Genomic DNA, 18,463 nt, shown 5'->3' with positions numbered 1-18,463 from the left:
TGAGGGGCGGCATGGTCGGGCATCGGAACGCGACGCGGCGGGCACGCCCGGCCGGCCTTCTGGCCGGTGCGGCCGCGCTGCTGCTCCAGCTCGTCGCCTGGGCCTGGATGCCGGTCTGGATGGCGCCTTCCACCGCCGACGCCGCCGAGATCGTCATCTGCACGCCGGACGGCTTCCGGAGCGTGGCGCTGGACGGCCGCAAGGCTCCCCACGATCCGACCGATTCCGGGACCGGCAGGGCGGCGCCGTCCTGCTCGCTCTGCCCGCTGGCCGGCGCTCTGGCCGTGGCGGCGCCGGCCGCCTTGTCCGTGCCGGCCGATCCCGTGTCTTGCGGGACCGGGGAGCGGGGCGGCGAGCCGGTGGCCACCGGCCGGTTCCTGTTCACGCTCCGGGCGCGGGCGCCTCCGGCAACCGCCTGACCGTGCCGACCGGCGCCGGTATCGGCGTCCCGTCCGGCTTGTCCGCGCCTGTCCGAGATCCGTATCCGAGGAAAACACCATGAACCGCCTGCTTCGCGTTACCGCCGCCCTGTTCCTGTTCGGGACCGGCGGCGCCCTGGCGCACGACTACAAGGCCGGCCCCATCGCGATCGACCACCCCTGGGCGCGCGCCACCGCTCCGTCCGCGCCCAACGGGGCCGCTTATTTCGTGCTGAACAGCGTCGGCCCGGACGGCGACCGCCTGCTGTCCGCCTCCACCCCGGTCGCCGAGAAGGCGGAACTGCACACCCACCTGATGGACAACGGGGTCATGAAGATGCGTCCGGTGAACGCCATCGAGGTGACGCCCGGTTCGCCGGCCGCGCTGGCGCCCGGCGGTCTCCACGTCATGCTGCTCGGTCTGAAGCAGCCCCTGGTCAAGGGCAGGAGCTTCCCGTTGACGCTCGTCTTCGAGAAGGCCGGCGCGGCCACGGTGCAGGTCGATGTCCAGGGAGCCGGCGAGGCGGCCCCCGCCCACCGCGCCCCGGATGCGGGCGGCCACAAGCCGTGACGCCGTATCCGGCCGTCCTCCCCGGCTGTCTCCGGGGAAAAGAGTGTCCGGCGAATCGCCTCCTGATGTAGGCTCGCTCCCGCGCCCGGCCGCCGTGCCGGGCGCGTTCCGCAAGCGTCGCATCCTTTCTCGAAGCCGCCGTGAGCGACCCGCAAGACCCCCCTCTCGATTTCGCCCTCCAGGTGCGGAACAACCGCTGGCGCCTGACGGTCGGCTTGCCGTCGATGGCCGCCGCCGCCGCCGTGGTGGCGCGGATCGCCGGCGGCAGGGAAGAGGTCAAGGTCGCGGTCGAGATCTACGACCCGATCAAGAATGTTTACGAACGCAAGGATTTCCTGAGCTTCGCCGGGCGTCCGCAGCCCTCGCCGTCGGGTCCCGCCGCCTTCAAGCCGCTGGGCCGGGAGCTGGGCCGTCTTCCCATGGCGGCCAAGCTTGCCGTTGCGGCGGTGGTCCTGCCGGTGATGGGGCTGGCGCTGGTCGGTCTGCACACGCTGACGGCGGCGCGGCCGCCGTTCTCCAACCCGGCTCCGCCGCCCGCCGCCGGGGCGGCGTTGCCGCCGGCCTCGCGGACCCTGCCGCGCGACTGGGTGGCGGCGCGGTCCCAGCCGGAGATTCCCTGGCTGTTCCAGGGCGACTGGGCGGCGGATTGCAGCGCCTTGCGGCTCGGCGGCGGGCGCCTGATGCGGGTGGGGCCGCGCACCCTGTTCGGTTCGCCGGTCAACTGGGTGCTCGCCGTCGGCAACCGGCTGCTGGTCAACACGGGCCCGTCTGGCGATTCGGCCTCGACGCAGCTCCGGTCCGACGGTCTGGTCCTGTTCCTGGAGGACCGTTTCACCGACGCCATCCTGACCCGCGCGGAGCGCCCGCCCTATTCCCCGGAAAAGCCGCTGGTCCTGTCGAAATGCCTGTGACGGGGCCGGATCAGACGGTGCCGGCGGCCGGCCGGGTCCGCCACGCGGCGGTCACCCGCACCGCGGTCCGCATCGTCGCGACGGCGATCAGCGCGGCTCCGGCGAACGGCCCGGGTGCCAGCGTGTCGTGGAGCACCAGCGCCGCCCCGGCGCCCAGGATCAGGGCCTGATACACCACGCCGCAGAAGCGCAGCCCGGTGTGGAAGGCGTCGGCCGGACCGAAGGGATCGGCGGTCCATGGCCGGCTCTCCCGCCCGCCCGCGCTCCAGGGCGATGGGGCGCTCAGTTCGTCGGCCGCGATCAGCGCGGCGAGCGCGGCCACGCCGGCCACCGCCATCGCGCCCAGGATCGGGTGGAGGATGGCGAGAGCCAGCAGATAGGGCGGTATCCACAGGGCATCGAACCGCCACGCCGCGTCCCGTCTCGCGCGCATGGCGTTCAGCAGCGTGTGGAGGCCGAAGAGACCCAGCGTGGCCGCCGCGAGGACCAGCGGGCCGGCGCTGCTCCGGTCCTCGCGCAGCCAGTCGTACATCGGCGCGGCGTAGAGCGGGGCGCAGAGGACCAGACCGTTGGCGAGCACGCCGACCGCGCCGGCCCCGGCCAGGAAAGGGGGCGACGGCGTGGCCTTGGGGGAAAGCTGCGGCGCCATGGCAAGGGCTCGCTGTCCGGTGGAAGGGGAAGAACGGGGCGGGGACGTGGCTTCGGCCGGTCCGGCCCCGCGGCGGTTCGGCGCCGCCCTCACGACTGCAACGACGAGAATCCCGTCCCTCCGAAGCCCGCCCGGCGCGGCGCCGTCCCGTCCACGCCGCGGTCGGCCGACAGGGACACCAGCTGGTCGCCCAGACGGTCGCGCAGCAGCGCCACGGTCGATGTCGGCGCGGCGGCGTCGCAGGGCGAAAGCGCGCCCGGCGGGACGGCGGTGTCGTCACGGCCCATCCAGGTTTCTCCTTGGACTCGGTTGTTCAGGCGGCGTGGGGCATGGCCCGGTCTGTTTGATCATGATGCGTGGGAAAAAATCCCACATCAAGCGGAATCGCCGTTCACTTTTGGGGGATCCGCGTTATTGTGGGCAAATCTCCCACGGTCATCGCCGCCGTGGCGCCTGCCCGGAGTGCCTGGTTCGTGCCGACCCGCAGCCCCGATCTCCACCGCCCGTCCGGAAGGGGCGCCACTCCGCTCGCGTCGCCGCCGCCGACGGTGTTGGTGGCGCTCAGGCGGGTGCTGGCGCCGCTGGTGCGGGCGCTGATCCATTTCGGGATCCCGTGGCCGATGCTGTCGGGTCTGATGAAGGGGGTGTATGTCGAGGTGGCGGAACGCGACTTCGCGCTGCCCGACAAGCCGATGACCGACAGCCGCATCACCCTGTTGACCGGGGTCCACCGCAAGGATGTCAGCCAGTTGCGCGGCAAGGCCCCGTCGGCCGAATCCGTGGCCTCGTCGTCGCCGTCGCTGGGCGCCCAGGTTCTCGGGCGCTGGCTCGGCCATGACGGCTACCGGGACGCCGATGGCTGGCCGCGCCCCTTGCCGCGCGCCGGTTCGGCGGAGGGTGAGGCGGCTTTCGAGACGCTGGTGACCGGGGTCAGCAAGGACATCCGACCCCGCGCGCTGCTCGACGAGCTGCTCCATGCGGGGCTGGTGGAGGAGCGGAGCGACGGGCTGCTGCACCTTGTGGTGTCGGCCCATTTGCCGCGTGGCGATGTCGACAAGCTGGCTTATTATTTCGGCCGCAATCTGGCCGACCATGTCGCCGCGGCCGGGCACAATCTGGCGGGCGGCGCGCCGCCCTTCCTGGAGCGGGCCATGTTTCATGACGGGTTGACCCCTGCATCGGTGGCGGCCCTGCGGATCGAGGCGGAGCGGGCGGGGATGGACATGCTGGTCCGTCTGAACCGCTTCGCCATGGAACTGGCCGACCGCGACGAGGGCAGGGCGGACGCCCATCACCGTTTCACCGCCGGTCTCTACGCCTACGACGCTCCGGACGGCATCCCCGGCGCCCCCCCCGGCGCCCGTCACGCGCCCGAAGGCGGTTCCGGTGAGGGCGGGGAAGACGAGGGCGGGGAAGATGGGGGCGGGGAAGATGGTTGCGGGGAAGATGGGGCCGCGCCGTGATCACCGGCCGCCGCTCCCTGATCCTGTCCCTTCTCCTGCTGATCGCGGCCTGCGCCGGCGGGGGCCGCGAGGCGGGCCTCGCCGACCGCGGCATCGGCGGCACCGGGATCGCGGTGAGCGATCGCGGCATCGGCGGCACCGGAATCGTCGGCACCGTCACCGCCTTCGGCAGCGTGTGGGTCAACGGCCTGCGGGTCGATCTGCCGGCGGGCGCCGTCGTGAGGATCGAGGGGCGGGCGGTGGACACGGCGGCCGTCCGGATCGGCCATCTGGTGGCGATGAAGGCGGCGGCCGGCGGGCCGACGGGGCTGGAGGCGCGCAGCCTCGACGTGCGCTACGCCGTCGCCGGGCCGGTCGAACGGCTGGAGGGGACGACGGCCACCGTGCTCGGGCAGCGGATCGACGCGGCGGACGCGGAGGGGCGCGACGCCCTGCGCCCCGGCGCCTGGGTCGCCGTGTCGGGGCTGCGCCGGGCCGACGGTGCCATCGACGCCAGCCGGGTCGACGGCTGGAGCGACGCGCATGGCTGGCTGCTGCGCGGCCGGCTCGACGCCGTGTCGCCGACGGCGCTGACGGTCGCCGGGCTCACCCTGTCGCGGACCGTGACGGACGCCGCGCCGCCGCCCGCCGGCAGCATGGTCCGCGTTGCCGGGCCGGGCGCGGTCCCCACCCTGGCGCTGTCGGTCGCGCCGGATCCCTTCAATCCCTTCGGCGACAGCGTCGACGCCCTGTCGGTCGAGACCTTCGTCGACGACGACGGGCGCGTGGCCGACGGGGATGGGGACGAGGTGCGCGCGGGAGCGTCGGAGGGCCGCCGCGTGGTGATCGACAGCGGGGTGGGGGCGGGCGGCGGTCTGCGCGACTCCCGGTCCTTCCGTGCCCCGGCCCTGGGCGGCACCGCGGCGCCCGGAGCGGATCCGTCCGCCCGCGCCGCCGGGCTGGCGCGCGAGGGCATGCGGCGGGATGGTCCGCCAGGAAACGGGGTGTCGGGCTTCGGACCCCCGGAGGGAACGAATTGGGGCGACATGGACCGCCGGGATGGGCCGCGCGGCATGGGGCGCGGGCCGGATGGGCCCTTTGGCGCTCCCCTTGGCGGCGGACACGGCAAACCGGCGGGAGGGGGCGACCGTGACGGCGCCCGCGGCGGCCCGGCGGGGCCGGGCCTTTCCAGCGGCTGGGGCCATGGTGGCGGGCCGCGCGGCGGAAGGGGCTTCGGTTCCCGTGGCGGCGGCCCGCCGGGTGGGCGGGGCGGCGGAGCCGGGGGCGTCCGCTGAGAGGTGGCGCGGAGGGGTGGCTGTCCCGCGCCGGGCTGGCCGGGCGCCCCCGGGGCTGGGCGCGGCGGGCGCTTCTCTGCTATGGCTTGGGGCCGTTCAAGCAGCCGAGTCCTCTCCGATCATGACCGACACCGCCGCCGCTTTCCTGAACGTCGCCCACTCCCTGTCCGGCAAGCGCTGGCAGGCGCGGCCCTGCGACGAACGGCTGGCCCTGGCCCTGGCGCAGACGCGCGGCCTGCCGGAGATCGTCGGCCGCATTCTGACCGCGCGCGGGGTGACGGAGGAGGTCTGCGACGGTTTCCTCAACCCGACCCTGAAGGCGCTGCTGCCCGATCCCTCGCGTTTCCGCGACATGGACCCGGCGGCGGAGCGCATCGCCCACGCCATCCGCACGGGGGAGCCGGTCGCCGTGTTCGGCGACTACGACGTCGACGGCGCCACCTCCGCCGCGCTGCTGCGCCGCTTCTTCCGTTCGGTCGGGGCGGAGTTGCGGGTCTATGTTCCCGACCGCATCAAGGAGGGCTACGGCCCCAACGCGCCGGCCCTGCTGCGCCTGAAGGCGGAGGGCATCCGGCTGGCGGTGACGGTCGATTGCGGCATTTCCGCCTTCGCGGCGCTGGAGGCGGCGGCCGGGGCGGGCCTCGACGTGGTGGTGCTCGACCACCACGCCGCCGAGCCGCGCCTGCCCCCGGCGGTGGCGCTGGTCAACCCCAACCGGCTGGACGAGGACGGCGCCTACCGCACGCTCTGCGCCGCCGGGGTCACCTTCATCACCATCGTCGCGGTGAACCGCGCCCTGCGCCAGTCCGGCTTCTACCAGGGGCGGGACGAACCGAAGCTGATGGACTGGCTGGACCTCGTGGCGCTGGGAACGGTGTGCGACGTGGTGCCGCTGACCGGGCTGAACCGCGCGCTGGTGGCGCAGGGGCTGAAGGTGATGGCGCGGCGCGGCAATCCCGGCCTCGCGGCGCTGGCCGACGTGGCGGGCGTGAAGGAGAAGCCGGACGCCTATCAGGCCGGCTTCGTGCTGGGGCCACGGGTCAACGCCGGCGGGCGGGTCGGCGCCTCGGATCTCGGCGCCCGCCTGCTGTCCACCGACGACCCGATCGAGGCCATGGAACTGGCCCAGAAGCTGGAGGCGCACAACGCCGAGCGCCGCGCCGTCGAACAGGCGGTGCTGGAGGACGCCCTGGAGCGGGTGGCGGCGGAATCGGGCCGCGCGGCGGAACTGGTCTTCGTCGCCGGGGAGGGGTGGCACCCCGGCGTGATCGGCATCGTCGCCGCCCGCCTGAAGGAGCGTTACAGCCGCCCGGCCTGTGTCGTCGCGCTGGAGGAGCAGGCCGACGGCACGGTGATCGGCAAGGCGTCGGGCCGTTCGGTGCGCGGGGTCGATCTCGGGGCGGCGGTGATCGCCGCCCGGCAGGAGGGGCTGCTGATCGGCGGCGGCGGCCACCGGATGGCGGCCGGCTTCACCGTGGCGGGCGACCGGCTGGAAGCGCTGCGCGACTTTCTGACCGCAAGGGTCGCCGAGCAGCTCGCGGCGGCGCCGCTGGTCCCGACGCTGGAGCTGGACGGGGCGCTGTCGGTGGGGGCGGCGACGCCCGCCCTGGTGGGCACGCTGAACACGCTCGGCCCCTACGGGACGGGCAACGCCGAGCCGCGCTTCGCCATCGCCGACGCCCGCGTGGTGCGGGCCGACGTGGTGGGCGCCAACCATGTGCGCTGCATCCTCCAGGGCAACGACGGGGGCCGCCTGAAGGCCATCGCCTTCCGGGCGCTGGACAACGAGCTGGGGCAGGGGCTGCTGAACGGGCGCGGCACGCCGTTCCACATCGCCGGCATCCTGCGCATCGACCGCTGGAACGGATCGGAGGGCGTCCAGCTCCTGATCGACGACGCGGCGCCGGCCCGCTCGGCCTGACCGGAGGCGTTCGGGCGGGCTGCCGAAAAAAGAAACCGTTCGTGCAAAAAAGCGCTTGCGCGACCGGGCCATGATCTTTAGAAAGCGCGTCACCGCGAACGACGTCCCCGTCGTCTAGAGGCCTAGGACACCGCCCTTTCACGGCGGCGACACGGGTTCGAATCCCGTCGGGGACGCCAACCGGTACAATGACTTAAGCCCCGCCTCGTGCGGGGCTTAGTCGTTTTCGGGCACCGGGACGGCAGCCCGACTCGCCGATCCACCCGCCGATCCGCCGTGGGGAGGCGACCGCCCTCAGCCGGCCACCACCGACAGATTCTCCGGTTCCTCGTTGCCGAGGTCGAGAAGCGGCAGGAAGCTCGCCGGCTCCTGCGCGCCCGACAGGGCGTAGCGCCGGTTGAAGATGTAGCAGGGCACCGCCTGCAACCCCATCTGGCGCGCCAGGGAGTCGGCGGCGTGGACCGACGCGGCCTCCGCGTCGGTGCCGAGCAGATGCCGGATCTCGGCGCCGTCCAGCCCGAGCCGTTCCGCCGTCGCCGCCAGCGCGTCGCGGTCGCCGATGTCCACGCCTTCCATGAAGTAGGCCGCGAACAGCGTGTCGGCCATCGGGTTGCCCAGGCCGCGCCGTCCGGCGATGCGGATCAGCCGGTGGGCGTCGAAGCTGTTGGGGGTCCGCTGGATGCGGTCGAGCGCCAGGGGCAGGCCGTCGCGCTCCGCCGTCTCCTCGACCACCCGGTAGATCTGCCGGGCGCGCTCGGCGCCGCCGAACTTGGCGGCGAGGTAGTCGGCGCGCGCCATGCCGCCGGGGGGCATGTCCGGGTTGAGCTGAAAGGGCTGCCAGCGGATGTCGGCGCGAAGCCCCGGCCGCTGGTCCAGCGCGCGGGCCAGCCGGCGCTTGCCGATGTAGCACCAGGGGCAGGTCAGATCGGCGAAGGTTTCGATCAGCATTCCCACACTATCTCCGAGGGATCTTTTTCGGGCAACTCTTTGTTAACCGATACGGACGGACAGTCGCCTTGATCGCGGCGCCGGATTCGCGGCCTCCAGCGATTCGTGAAGCGGCTTTTTGGCGGAGACGGACGGACGATGAGCAATTCCTATGTCGACGGCAAGGTGCGCGAGGCGATCATGGCGGCCAGGGGCAGCCGGACCAACGCGCAGAAGCTTCTGATGGCGTGGGCGGCGGAGGATCCCGACCTGCTGCGCGGCATCGCCCAGCCCTTTTTGAAAGCCATCGCCGCCGCCGCCATCGAGAGGGCGGCCCGTCCGGCGGCTTCGGGCGGCGGAGCCTCGCGGGCTCGGGGCGGGGCCGCGGCGGGTGGAGCCCGCCCGTCGGCCTCCGGCCTCAGCCGCGACGCGCTGGAAAGCCTGCTCGACCGGCTGGGGCGCGAGGATGACGGGGGCGCGCCGCAGGCGCCCGCCGCCCGTCAGGCCGGGGCCCAGCCGGGCGGCGCCGCGCGCGCTTCCGGTGGTCAGGGGAGCGGGCAGGGGAGTGGCCAGGGCGGCGTCACCCATGAGAAGGCGATGATGGCCATCGCCAAGGCGTTCGTGGCGAAGAAGGTCCGCTGACGCCGGAACCGCAGGACGGCGCGGCCGCCCTCACTCGTCGAACCAGCCCTTCCTGCGGGGCACCGTCCGGATGTCCGGCGGTGGGCTGGCGAGCGCGGTGTGGCCGTTCTTGTAGGGGTCGGGGATGTGGTGGCATTCCACGTCGGCCAGCGTCCGGTAACAATAAACGCGCGAACGGTCGACCACCACCTTGTCGGGGCAATAGTCGCCGGTTTCCGTGAAGGAGATCACCGAGCAGTCGCGCCCGGTGGCGGCCGACACGATGTGGTCGCCGATGGTCTTCTTGGTCGCGTTGAGCGTGATGATGTCCGCGCCGATCAGGGAGGGCACCAAGGGAGGCGGCGAGGAGCATCCGCCGACCGCCACGGCGGCGAGGGCGGCGAAAGCGAGAATCGGCGCCGACCGGAACGGTCGCCCCGCGTTTCGCCGGTGTCCTGCCGTTGCCCCGTTCACGTTCCGCCCCCTGTGGCTGCGCCGATGCGCGATCCCGCCCGCCGCGCGATCCCGGCTATTGCGCGCCAACGTCCTTAACAACCGGTGAATTCTCCTATCGGAGAAGTGTGCAGATCCGGGCGCGGCACTGGACCAGGACGAAGGCCTCCTTGTCCTCGGTGCAGCCGACCTTGAAGACGGTCTGCCCCTCGCGGCCCATCGTGTAGCGCATCACCTCGACCTTGGCCGGGGTGCAGTTGCCCTGCGACTTCGCGACCTCCTTGGCCTCGGCCTGTCCGGCCGAGACGCTGGCCCCGAGGGCAGGGGACGCCATGGCGGCGACCAGGGGCGGGACGATCCACGGAAGGGACCGGAGGCGAAGGAGCGTCGGGAATCGGTGCCGGTGCATGCCCCGACTATGCCACGCGGGCGCGCCGGACGCATCCCGCTCGATGGCGCCCCGTCCGATGACGCCGCAAGAGTGTCGCAGCCTCGCAAAGCCCCGGCGGAACGGTCGGTCATCTGCTATCCTGACGCCGGCGAGACGCCGACATTCCTGGAGGTGGCATGAGCTTGAACGAGCGCCGGTTGGGCGACCGCATCCTGTCCGCGCTGGAGCTGGCGCTGGACCAGCAGCATCTCGACGTGGCCGAGCATCTCGCCCGCGCCCTGGAAGGGACCCTCACCCGCTTCGGCGGCCCCAGCGCGGTCGAGCACCGCCAGTTGCCGGCCGGCATGGTCACCGCTTTCGAGCGGCTCGAAGCGTTGCGGCGGACCACGCTCGACCGCTCCGGGGCCGGTCTGGCCGTGCCGGCGGCGGGCGGGGCGGGGGAGGGCGGGCAGGGAAAATAGCCCCTTCCGCTTTTTTTTGAAAAATGGCTGTTGACAGGGGGTGCCCTGGCCGACTACAAACCGCCCACCGAACGACGGGGGCCGACACGGACCTCGAAAACGACAAGCGCCTCAAGGTGTTAGCCGGTTTCAAACGTCGCTCTGCGCGGGTGTAGCTCAGTTGGTTAGAGCGCCGGCCTGTCACGCCGGAGGCCGCGGGTTCAAGTCCCGTCACTCGCGCCACTTTCCTTTTGAAATTTGCTGAAGATCGTCAAAAACGACCAAAGACTCGCGTTTTGCGGGTCTTTTTTGCTTTGCAGTCGTCTTGGCTTCCACCGGCTTTAAAAGCGTGGTATTACCAAGGCTAGCCATGCGTTTGAATAGGTCCTTCCGCTTGGTGGAAAGCGATTCAAAGCGCTTTCCTTGGTCACTCAGTCGGCATATATTCCGGCCCGTCTGATGGGCTAATCCAAGGCATACCTGCCACGGCTCGCGCTTCCGCCGATTTACCGGCCGGAACGGCGCCCGTGGCCGTGGGCTTATGGGAGGAACGCGGTGTCGACTCCGCTGATCATTGAGTATCTTCCGATCCTGGTGTTCCTGCTGATCGGTATCGCGCTGGCGGTGGTGATGGTGGGCGCGTCCTACGTCATCAGCCCGAAGAACCCGGACGCCGAAAAGGTCTCCCCCTACGAATGCGGCTTCGAGCCGTTCGAGGACGCCCGCACCAAGTTCGACGTGCGGTTCTACCTGGTCTCGATCCTCTTCATCATCTTCGACCTTGAGGTCGCCTTCCTGTTCCCGTGGGCCGTCGCCCTGGGCGACATCGGGCTGTTCGGCTTCTGGTCGATGATGCTGTTCCTCGGGATCCTGACCATCGGCTTCATTTACGAGTGGAAGAAAGGAGCTCTGGAATGGGAGTAGAGGTGGCCAAGCCGCTGGCGCCGATTCCGCCCGGACCGGAACAGGACGCCTACATCCGCGCCGTTTCCGATGAGATCCAGGACAAGGGCTTCGTTCTCGCCAAGTACGAGGATCTGCTCGCCTGGGCCCGCACGGGGTCGCTGTGGCCGATGACCTTCGGTCTGGCCTGCTGCGCGGTGGAGATGATCCACGCCTACATGAGCCGCTACGATCTCGACCGTTTCGGCGTCATTCCGCGTCCCAGCCCGCGCCAGTCCGACTGCATGATCGTCGCCGGCACGCTGACCAACAAGATGGCCCCCGCGCTCCGCAAGGTCTACGACCAGATGCCGGAGCCGCGCTGGGTGATCTCGATGGGGTCCTGCGCCAACGGCGGCGGCTATTACCATTACTCCTACGCGGTCGTGCGTGGCTGCGACCGGATCGTTCCGGTCGACATCTACGTTCCGGGCTGCCCGCCGACGGCGGAGGCGCTGGTCTACGGCATCCTCCAGCTCCAGAAGAAGATCCGGCGCGGCAACCGCATCGCCCGCTAAAGACGAGTAGGAAGGCAAGTCCCACCCATGTCCGAACAGGCGTTGAAGGAACTTGGGGACGCCATCGCCGCGAAGCTCGGCGGCGACGTCCTGACGGTCGAGGTCAAGCTCGGCGAGCTGATGGTGACGGTCAAGCGTCCGGCCATCGTCGCGGTGCTGACGGCGCTGCGCGACGAGCCGGCCTTCCGGTTCGAGCAGCTCACCGACGTCACGGCGGTCGATTTCCCGGAGCGCGTCGAGCGCTTCGAGGTCATCTACCAGCTGCTCAGCTACACCCACAACCGCCGTATGCGCGTGAAGCTGACCACCGACGAGGACACGCCCGTCCCGTCGGCCGTTCCCGCCTACAGCGCGGCGAACTGGTTCGAGCGCGAGGTCTGGGACCTGTACGGCGTGTTCTTCGACGGTCATCCGGACCTGCGCCGCATCCTGACCGACTATGGGTTCGAGGGGCACCCCTTCCGCAAGGACTTCCCGCTGACCGGCTATGTCGAGGCCCGCTACGACGAGGACCAGAAGCGCGTGGTCTACGAGCCGGTCCGCCTGACGCAGGATTTCCGCAGCTTCGACTTCCTCAGCCCGTGGGAAGGCATGACCAACGTCATGCTTCCGGGCGACGAGAAGGCGGCCCTCCAGGACGGGAGCAAGACGCCGTGACCATGACCACCGTTTCCACCGAATCGGCGACCGGCGTCGTCGTGGCCGGCCCCGGCGGACCCGCCAGCAATCCTGTTGGGGGCCCTGCGACCAAGACGCAGATCAAGCCCTACACGATGAATTTCGGGCCGCAGCACCCGGCCGCCCACGGCGTGCTCCGTCTGGTGATGGAGCTGAACGGCGAGGTGGTGGAGCGCTGCGACCCGCACATCGGGCTGCTGCACCGCGGCACCGAGAAGCTGATCGAGTACAAGACCTACGTCCAGGCGGTCCCCTATTTCGACCGTCTCGACTATGTCAGCCCGATGTGCATGGAGCACGCCTATGTGCTCGGCATCGAGAACCTGTTGCAGATCAAGGCGCCGCTGCGCGCCCAGTACATCCGCGTCCTGTTCTCCGAGATCACGCGCATCCTCAACCACATCCTGTCGATCACGACGGGCGCGCTCGACGTCGGCGCCATCACGCCGGCGCTGTGGGGCTTCGAGGAACGCGAAATCCTCATGGAGTTCTACGAGCGCGTGTCGGGCGCCCGGCTGCACGCCAACTATTTCCGTCCCGGCGGCGTCGCCTGGGACCTGCCGGCCGGCCTGCTCGACGACATCTGGGCCTTCACCGAGCGCTTCCCCAAGTTCATGGAAGACCTCGACAACCTGCTGACCGACAACCGCATCTTCAAGCAGCGGACCGTCGACATCGGCGTGGTGACGAAGGAGGAGGCCTACGACTGGGCCTTCACCGGCCCGATGCTGCGCGGCTCCGGCGTCGCCTGGGACCTGCGCAAGTCGCAGCCCTACGAGGTCTACGACCGCATGGACTTCGACGTCCCGGTCGGCCTGACCGGCGACTGCTGGGCGCGCTATCTGGTCCGCATGGAGGAGATGCGGCAGTCGCTGCGCATCATCCGCCAGTGCTGCAAGGAGATGCCGGACGGCCCCTACAAGATCGAGGACCGCAAGGTCTCGCCGCCGCCGCGCGGCGAGATGAAGCGCTCGATGGAGGCGCTGATCCACCATTTCAAGCTCTTCACCGAGGGCTTCCACGTCCCGGCCGGCGAGACCTACACCGCCATCGAGGCGCCCAAGGGCGAGTTCGGCGTGTATCTGGTCTCCGACGGCACCAACAAGCCCTACCGCTGCAAGATCCGCGCGCCGGGCTTCGCCCATCTTCAGGGCCTGGACTTCATGTCGAAGGGCTACATGCTGGCCGACGCCGTCGCCAACATCGCCTCGATGGACATCGTTTTCGGAGAGATCGATCGATGAGCGCGCCCGCTTCCGATCACGGCCACCAGCATGGCCACGAGCCGACCAGCTTCGCCTTCACCCAGGAGAACCTGGAGCTGGCCAAGCGGATCATCGCCAAATATCCGGAAGGCAAGCAGGCCAGCGCCTGCATGCCGCTGCTGGACGTGGCGCAGCGCCAGAACGGCGGCTGGCTGCCGCGCGTCGCCATGGACGCCGTGGCCGACCTGCTGGGCATGCCGCGCATCCGCGTGTACGAGGTCGCGACCTTCTACACGATGTACAACAAGAATCCGGTCGGCAAGCACCACATCCAGGTCTGCACGACGACCCCCTGCTGGCTGCGCGGCTCGGACGACATCGTCCACGCCTGCAAGAACAAGCTCGGCATCGGGCTCGGCGAGACGACGGCGGACGGCCAGTTCACGCTCGGCGAAGTGGAATGCTCGGGCGCCTGCGTCAACGCGCCGGTTGTGCAGATCGGCGACGACTACTACGAGGACGTGGCGCCGGAGCACATCGACGGCATCGTCGAGGCGCTGAAGCGCGGCGAGACGCCCAAGCCAGGGTCGCAGATCGGCCGCCGGTCGTCGGAGCCCGTTGGCGGGCCGACGACGCTGGCCGCCTTCACCACGACCCAAGCCGACGACTGAGGGGGGAGACCGCGATGCTTCGCGACGAGGACCGCATCTTCACCAACCTCTACGGGTTCCAGGACTTCGGTCTTGACGCCGCCCGCAAGCGTGGTGACTGGGACAACACGGCCGCCATCCTACAGAACGGCCGCGAATGGATCATCGAGCAGGTCAAGGAATCGGGCCTGCGCGGGCGCGGCGGCGCCGGCTTCTCGACCGGCATGAAGTGGTCCTTCATGCCGAAGAACGTCGTCGACAAGCCGGTCTACCTCGTCATCAACGCCGACGAGGGCGAGCCGGGCACCTGCAAGGACCGCGACATCCTGCGCCACGATCCGCACAAGCTGATCGAAGGCTGCCTGATCGCCGGTTTCGCCATCGGTGCGAGCGCCTGCTACATCTACATCCGCGGCGAGTTCTACAACGAGGGCTCCAACGTCCAGCGCGCCATCGACGAGGCGTACGCGGCGGGGCTGATCGGCAAGAACGCCTGCGGCACCGGCTACAGCTACGACGTCTACATCCACCGGGGTGCGGGCGCCTACATCTGCGGCGAGGAGACCGCGCTCATCGAGTCGATCGAGGGCAAGAAGGGCCAGCCGCGCAACAAGCCGCCATTCCCGGCCCAGGCCGGCCTTTACTCCTGCCCGACCACGGTGAACAACGTCGAGTCGATCGCCGTCGTCCCGACCATCCTGCGCCGCGGCGCCGGCTGGTTCGCCGGCATCGGCCGTCCGAAGAACACCGGCACCAAGCTCTTCTGCATCTCCGGGCACGTCAACAAGCCGTGCAACGTCGAGGAGGAGATGGGCATCCCGCTCCGGGAACTGATCGAGCGTCACGCCGGCGGCGTGCGCGGCGGCTGGGACAACCTGCTGGCGGTCATCCCCGGCGGCTCCTCGGTGCCGCTGATGCCCAAGGAGACCTGCGACACCGTCCTGATGGACTTCGACAGCCTGCGCGAGGTCCGCTCCGGCCTCGGCACGGCGGCGGTCATCGTCATGGACAAGTCGACCGACGTCGTGAAGGCGATCGCCCGGCTGTCGAGCTTCTACGCGCATGAATCCTGCGGCCAGTGCACGCCGTGCCGCGAGGGCACCGGCTGGATGAGCCGCATCATGCAGCGCATGGTGACGGGCAACGCCCGGGTCGAGGAGATCGATCTCCTGCTCCAGGTCACCAAGCAGATCGAAGGCCACACCATCTGCGCGCTCGGCGACGCCGCCGCCTGGCCCATCCAGGGCCTGTTCCGCCACTTCCGCCCGGAAGTCGAGCGGCGCATCCAGGCCTACCGCAACGCTGCGCCGCTGGCGGCCGAGTAAGGAGTTCCCGTTCCCATGCCGAAACTCACCATCGACGGGATCGAGATCGAGGTCGAGCCGGGCACCTCGATCCTCCAGGCTTGCGAGCAGCTGGGGATCGAGATTCCGCGCTTCTGCTACCACGAGCGCCTCAGCGTGCCGGCCAACTGCCGCATGTGCCTGGTGGAGATGGAGCGCGCGCCCAAGCCGGTCGCCTCCTGCGCCATGCCCTGCGGCGACGGGATGGTCGTCAGGACCAACAGCGAGACCGTGCTCAAGGCCCGCAAGGGCGTCATGGAATTCCTGCTGATCAACCATCCGCTGGATTGCCCGATCTGCGACCAGGGCGGCGAGTGCGACCTCCAGGACCAGGCGATGGCCTACGGCTTCGACCGCGGCCGCTACCTGGAGAACAAGCGCGCCGTCCAGGACAAGTATATGGGTCCCGTGATCAAGACGATCATGACCCGCTGCATCCATTGCACCCGCTGCGTCCGCTTCATCAACGAGGTGGCCGGCGTCCCCGATGTGGGCGCCGTGAACCGTGGCGAGCATATGGAGATCACCACCTTCGTCGAAAAGGCCATCGGCTCGGAATTGTCGGGCAACCTCGCCGACGTCTGCCCGGTGGGTGCCCTGACCCACAAGCCCTACGCCTTTACGGCGCGGCCGTGGGAGTTGCGCAAGACCGAGACGATCGACGTGCTCGACGCCGTCGGCTGCAACATCCGCGTCGACACGCGCGGGTCGGAAGTGATGCGCGTCCTGCCGCGCGTCAACGACGACATCAACGAGGAATGGCTGAGCGACAAGAGCCGCTACGCCTATGACGGGCTGAAGCGCCAGCGCCTCGACCGCCCCTATGTCCGCAAGAACGGCAAGCTGGTTCCGGTCAGCTGGCACGAGGCGTTCGCCGCCGTCGCCGCCAAGCTGAAGGGCCTGCCCGGCAACCGCGTCGCCGCCATCTCCGGCGATCTGGCCGACGTCGAGGCGCAGTTCGCGCTGAAGGAGCTGATGGGCCGCCTGGGCTCGGCGAACCTCGATTGCCGCCAGGACGGCGCGCGGTTCGACACCTCGGTGCGCGCCGGCTACCTGTTCAATTCCGGCATCGCCGGGATCGAGAAGGCCGACGTCATCCTGCTGGTCGGCACCAACCCGCGCTGGGAAGGCACGCTGGTCAACGCCCGCATCCGCAAGCGCTATCTGGCCGGCAACGTCAAGATCGCGCTGATCGGCGAGCAGAAGGACCTGACCTACCCCTACGCCCACATCGGCACGGGGCCGGAAACGCTCCAGCAGCTCAGCGACGGCAGCCACGCCTTCGCCGAGACGCTGCGCAACGCCAAGAACCCGCTGATCATCGTCGGCATGGGCGCCTTCCAGCGCGCCGACGGCCTCGCCGTCCAGGCCGCCGCCCGCATCGTCGGCGAGGTCTACGGCATGTTCCGCGACGACTGGGCCGGCTTCAACGTGCTGCACACCGCCGCCGGCCGCGTCGGCGGCATCGAGGCCGGCTTCCTGCCGGGCGAGGGCGGCCGCGACATCCACGGCATCCTCGACGGCGCGTCGAAGGGCGAGATCGAATTCGTCTATCTGCTCGGCGCCGACGAGATCGACACCGCCAAGCTCGGCAAGGCCTTCGTGGTCTACCAGGGCCACCATGGCGACGCCGGCGCCCACCGCGCCGACGTGATCCTGCCGGGTGCCGCCTACACCGAGAAGAACGCGGTCTACGTCAACACCGAGGGCCGTCCGCAGCTCGCCCGTCTGGCGACCTTCCCGCCGGGCGAGGCCCGCGAGGACTGGAAGATCGTCCGCGCCCTGTCGGAAGCGGTCGGCGCGACGCTGCCCTACGACACGCAGACGCAGCTCCGCCAGCGCCTGATGGCGGCGAACCCGATCTTCGCGGCGGTCGGCCAGACCACCCCGGCCGCCTGGGCGCCCTTCGGCGCGCAGGGGCCGGTCGACGCGGCGCCCTTCGTGTCGCCGGTCGCGAACTTCTACATGACCGACCCGATCAGCCGGGCTTCGGTGACGATGGCCAACTGCACGGAAGCGCTTGTCGGCCCCGCCCAGGAGAGGACTGGCACCCATGGCTGAGTTCTTCAGCGGCTTCCTGCTGCCGCTCATCATCATCGTTCTGAAGATCCTGGCGATCACGGTGCCGCTGCTGGTCGCCGTGGCCTTCATGACCTACGCCGAGCGCAAGATCATGGGCGCGATGCAGCTCCGCCAGGGGCCGGCCATCGTCGGTCCCTTCGGCCTGCTGCAACCCTTCGCCGACGGCCTGAAGCTGTTCGCCAAGGAGCAGATCCTTCCCGAGGGCGCCAACCGCGTCGTCTTCTACATCGCGCCGATGATCACCTTCTTCCTGGCGCTGGTCGCCTGGGCGGTCATCCCGTTCGACTACGGCGTCGTGCTGTCGAACATCAACGTCGGCGTCCTGTACCTGTTCGCGATCTCGTCGCTGGGCGTGTACGGCATCGTGATGGCGGGCTGGGCGTCGAACTCGCGCTACGCCTTCCTCGGCGCGCTGCGCTCGGCGGCGCAGATGGTGTCCTACGAGGTCTCGATGGGCCTCATCATCATCTCGGTGCTGCTCTGCGTCGGCTCGCTGAACCTGACGGAGATCGTGCGGGCGCAGGAGACCATCTGGTTCGCCATTCCGCTCTTCCCGATGTTCATCATGTTCTTCATCTCGGCGCTGGCCGAGACGAACCGCTCGCCCTTCGACCTTCCGGAAGGCGAGTCGGAGCTGGTTGCCGGCTTCATGGTGGAATACAGCTCGGCCCCCTTCGCGCTCTTCTTCCTTGGCGAATACGCCAACATGATCCTGATGAGCGCGATGACCACCATCCTGTTCCTGGGTGGCTGGCTGTCGCCGCTGCCCTTCGCGCCCTTCACCTGGATCCCGGGCGTGGTGTGGTTCGCCCTGAAGATCGCGCTGTGCCTGTTCACCTTCGTCTGGGTCCGCGCCACCATGCCGCGCTACCGCTACGACCAGCTGATGCGGCTGGGCTGGAAGGTGTTCCTGCCCTTCTCGCTGTTCTGGGTCGTGCTGACGGCCGGCGTGCTCGTGACCTTCGGCTGGCTGCCCAAGTAAGCGGTCCGAACCGAAAGCCCATT

22 protein-coding genes and 2 tRNA genes are annotated in these 18,463 nt (G+C 69.9%); 18 read left to right on the top strand and 6 right to left on the bottom strand.

Annotation, left to right across the window (positions count from 1 at the left end; translation table 11 throughout):
- Positions 1 to 11: 11 nt before the first annotated feature.
- The 3 genes from JN22_RS15525 (at position 12) to JN22_RS15515 (ending at position 1,901) form a co-directional block, all read left to right on the top strand.
- Entirely contained in the window at positions 12 to 419 is a 408-nt protein-coding gene (locus tag JN22_RS15525) for a DUF2946 family protein (RefSeq protein ID WP_085554837.1), read from the top strand.
- Positions 420 to 498: 79 nt separating this feature from the next.
- Positions 499 to 990 carry a copper chaperone PCu(A)C gene (locus tag JN22_RS15520; RefSeq protein WP_085554836.1) on the top strand — a complete coding sequence of 164 codons (492 nt, stop codon included), beginning with the start codon at positions 499 to 501 and terminating at the stop codon, positions 988 to 990.
- A gap of 140 nt (positions 991 to 1,130) precedes the next feature.
- Positions 1,131 to 1,901, top strand: a complete 771-nt coding sequence (locus JN22_RS15515) for a hypothetical protein (RefSeq protein WP_085554835.1) — start codon at positions 1,131 to 1,133, stop codon at positions 1,899 to 1,901.
- 10 nt (positions 1,902 to 1,911) lie between these two features.
- Here JN22_RS15515 and JN22_RS15510 read toward each other — a convergent pair whose 3' ends face one another.
- Together JN22_RS15510 and JN22_RS15505 are read right to left on the bottom strand one after the other, a co-directional pair.
- Positions 1,912 to 2,550: a hypothetical protein gene (locus tag JN22_RS15510; protein ID WP_085554834.1), complete on the bottom strand. Its 639-nt coding sequence runs from the start codon at positions 2,548 to 2,550 to the stop codon at positions 1,912 to 1,914.
- Between the two features lie 89 nt (positions 2,551 to 2,639).
- Entirely contained in the window at positions 2,640 to 2,837 is a 198-nt protein-coding gene (locus tag JN22_RS15505) for a hypothetical protein (protein ID WP_085554833.1), read from the bottom strand.
- Between the two features lie 186 nt (positions 2,838 to 3,023).
- Here JN22_RS15505 and JN22_RS15500 point away from each other — a divergent pair, with 186 nt between their 5' ends.
- The 4 genes from JN22_RS15500 to JN22_RS15485 all read left to right on the top strand — a co-directional run bounded on the left by JN22_RS15500 (position 3,024) and on the right by JN22_RS15485 (position 7,387).
- The gene (locus tag JN22_RS15500) at positions 3,024 to 4,013 is read left to right on the top strand and encodes a DUF6502 family protein (protein ID WP_179166172.1); all 990 of its coding nucleotides are present in this window, start codon (positions 3,024 to 3,026) and stop codon (positions 4,011 to 4,013) included.
- Positions 4,010 to 5,287 carry a DUF5666 domain-containing protein gene (locus JN22_RS15495; protein WP_085554832.1) on the top strand — a complete coding sequence of 426 codons (1,278 nt, stop codon included), beginning with the start codon at positions 4,010 to 4,012 and terminating at the stop codon, positions 5,285 to 5,287. Before JN22_RS15500 ends, JN22_RS15495 begins: the two co-directional genes overlap by 4 nt.
- Positions 5,288 to 5,408: 121 nt before the next feature.
- Positions 5,409 to 7,208 carry a single-stranded-DNA-specific exonuclease RecJ gene (recJ, locus tag JN22_RS15490; RefSeq protein WP_085554831.1) on the top strand — a complete coding sequence of 600 codons (1,800 nt, stop codon included), beginning with the start codon at positions 5,409 to 5,411 and terminating at the stop codon, positions 7,206 to 7,208.
- Between the two features lie 103 nt (positions 7,209 to 7,311).
- Positions 7,312 to 7,387, top strand: a tRNA-Glu gene (locus JN22_RS15485).
- A 115-nt stretch (positions 7,388 to 7,502) separates the two neighbouring features.
- On the opposite strand, the gene JN22_RS15480 is transcribed toward JN22_RS15485, so the two are convergent.
- Positions 7,503 to 8,156 carry a DsbA family oxidoreductase gene (locus JN22_RS15480; RefSeq protein WP_085554830.1) on the bottom strand — a complete coding sequence of 218 codons (654 nt, stop codon included), beginning with the start codon at positions 8,154 to 8,156 and terminating at the stop codon, positions 7,503 to 7,505.
- A gap of 138 nt (positions 8,157 to 8,294) precedes the next feature.
- Between JN22_RS15480 and JN22_RS15475 the strand changes: the two genes are divergently transcribed.
- A complete protein-coding gene (locus tag JN22_RS15475; protein ID WP_085554829.1) occupies positions 8,295 to 8,777 on the top strand; it encodes a hypothetical protein in 483 nt (160 codons plus the stop codon).
- Between the two features lie 30 nt (positions 8,778 to 8,807).
- Here the strand turns inward: JN22_RS15475 and JN22_RS15470 are convergent, their stop codons facing one another.
- A complete protein-coding gene (locus tag JN22_RS15470) occupies positions 8,808 to 9,107 on the bottom strand; it encodes a hypothetical protein (RefSeq protein ID WP_223677748.1) in 300 nt (99 codons plus the stop codon).
- Positions 9,108 to 9,324: 217 nt separating this feature from the next.
- A complete protein-coding gene (locus JN22_RS15465; protein WP_085557180.1) occupies positions 9,325 to 9,543 on the bottom strand; it encodes a hypothetical protein in 219 nt (72 codons plus the stop codon).
- Positions 9,544 to 9,776: 233 nt separating this feature from the next.
- On the opposite strand from JN22_RS15465, the gene JN22_RS15460 reads away from it, so the two are divergent.
- Both JN22_RS15460 and JN22_RS15455 read left to right on the top strand, forming a co-directional pair.
- Entirely contained in the window at positions 9,777 to 10,061 is a 285-nt protein-coding gene (locus JN22_RS15460) for a hypothetical protein (RefSeq protein WP_223677747.1), read from the top strand.
- Positions 10,062 to 10,206: 145 nt separating this feature from the next.
- A tRNA-Asp gene (locus JN22_RS15455) sits at positions 10,207 to 10,283 on the top strand.
- Here JN22_RS15455 and JN22_RS15450 read toward each other — a convergent pair.
- Positions 10,272 to 10,412: a hypothetical protein gene (locus JN22_RS15450; RefSeq protein ID WP_179166170.1), complete on the bottom strand. Its 141-nt coding sequence runs from the start codon at positions 10,410 to 10,412 to the stop codon at positions 10,272 to 10,274. The genes JN22_RS15455 and JN22_RS15450 overlap by 12 nt on opposite strands.
- 183 nt (positions 10,413 to 10,595) lie before the next feature.
- On the opposite strand from JN22_RS15450, the gene JN22_RS15445 reads away from it, so the two are divergent.
- The 8 genes from JN22_RS15445 to nuoH all read left to right on the top strand — a co-directional run bounded on the left by JN22_RS15445 (position 10,596) and on the right by nuoH (position 18,440).
- Complete coding sequence (locus tag JN22_RS15445) at positions 10,596 to 10,964, top strand: NADH-quinone oxidoreductase subunit A (RefSeq protein WP_085554828.1); 369 nt, start codon at positions 10,596 to 10,598, stop codon at positions 10,962 to 10,964.
- A complete protein-coding gene (locus JN22_RS15440; RefSeq protein ID WP_179166169.1) occupies positions 10,955 to 11,500 on the top strand; it encodes a NuoB/complex I 20 kDa subunit family protein in 546 nt (181 codons plus the stop codon). Before JN22_RS15445 ends, JN22_RS15440 begins: the two co-directional genes overlap by 10 nt.
- Positions 11,501 to 11,527: 27 nt before the next feature.
- Entirely contained in the window at positions 11,528 to 12,157 is a 630-nt protein-coding gene (locus tag JN22_RS15435; protein WP_085554826.1) for an NADH-quinone oxidoreductase subunit C, read from the top strand.
- A gap of 116 nt (positions 12,158 to 12,273) precedes the next feature.
- Positions 12,274 to 13,422 (top strand): NADH-quinone oxidoreductase subunit D, encoded by a 1,149-nt coding sequence (locus tag JN22_RS15430; protein ID WP_247877523.1) that lies wholly within the window; start codon positions 12,274 to 12,276, stop codon positions 13,420 to 13,422.
- Positions 13,419 to 14,054 carry an NADH-quinone oxidoreductase subunit NuoE gene (gene nuoE, locus JN22_RS15425; RefSeq protein WP_085554824.1) on the top strand — a complete coding sequence of 212 codons (636 nt, stop codon included), beginning with the start codon at positions 13,419 to 13,421 and terminating at the stop codon, positions 14,052 to 14,054. The genes JN22_RS15430 and nuoE overlap by 4 nt, the downstream gene beginning before the upstream one ends.
- Before the next feature lie 14 nt (positions 14,055 to 14,068).
- The gene (gene nuoF / locus JN22_RS15420) at positions 14,069 to 15,358 is read left to right on the top strand and encodes an NADH-quinone oxidoreductase subunit NuoF (protein WP_085554823.1); all 1,290 of its coding nucleotides are present in this window, start codon (positions 14,069 to 14,071) and stop codon (positions 15,356 to 15,358) included.
- A gap of 15 nt (positions 15,359 to 15,373) precedes the next feature.
- Positions 15,374 to 17,437: an NADH-quinone oxidoreductase subunit NuoG gene (nuoG, locus tag JN22_RS15415; protein WP_085554822.1), complete on the top strand. Its 2,064-nt coding sequence runs from the start codon at positions 15,374 to 15,376 to the stop codon at positions 17,435 to 17,437.
- On the top strand, positions 17,430 to 18,440 hold the full coding sequence (gene nuoH, locus JN22_RS15410; protein WP_085554821.1) for an NADH-quinone oxidoreductase subunit NuoH: 1,011 nt from the start codon (positions 17,430 to 17,432) through the stop codon (positions 18,438 to 18,440). The genes nuoG and nuoH overlap by 8 nt, the downstream gene beginning before the upstream one ends.
- Positions 18,441 to 18,463 lie beyond the last annotated feature (23 nt).

The sequence above is a fragment of the Azospirillum agricola genome (assembly GCF_020005195.1).
GTDB lineage: Bacteria > Pseudomonadota > Alphaproteobacteria > Azospirillales > Azospirillaceae > Azospirillum > Azospirillum agricola.
Note: the sequence above shows the minus strand (reverse complement) of the source record. Positions and strands in the feature narration are given on the sequence as shown.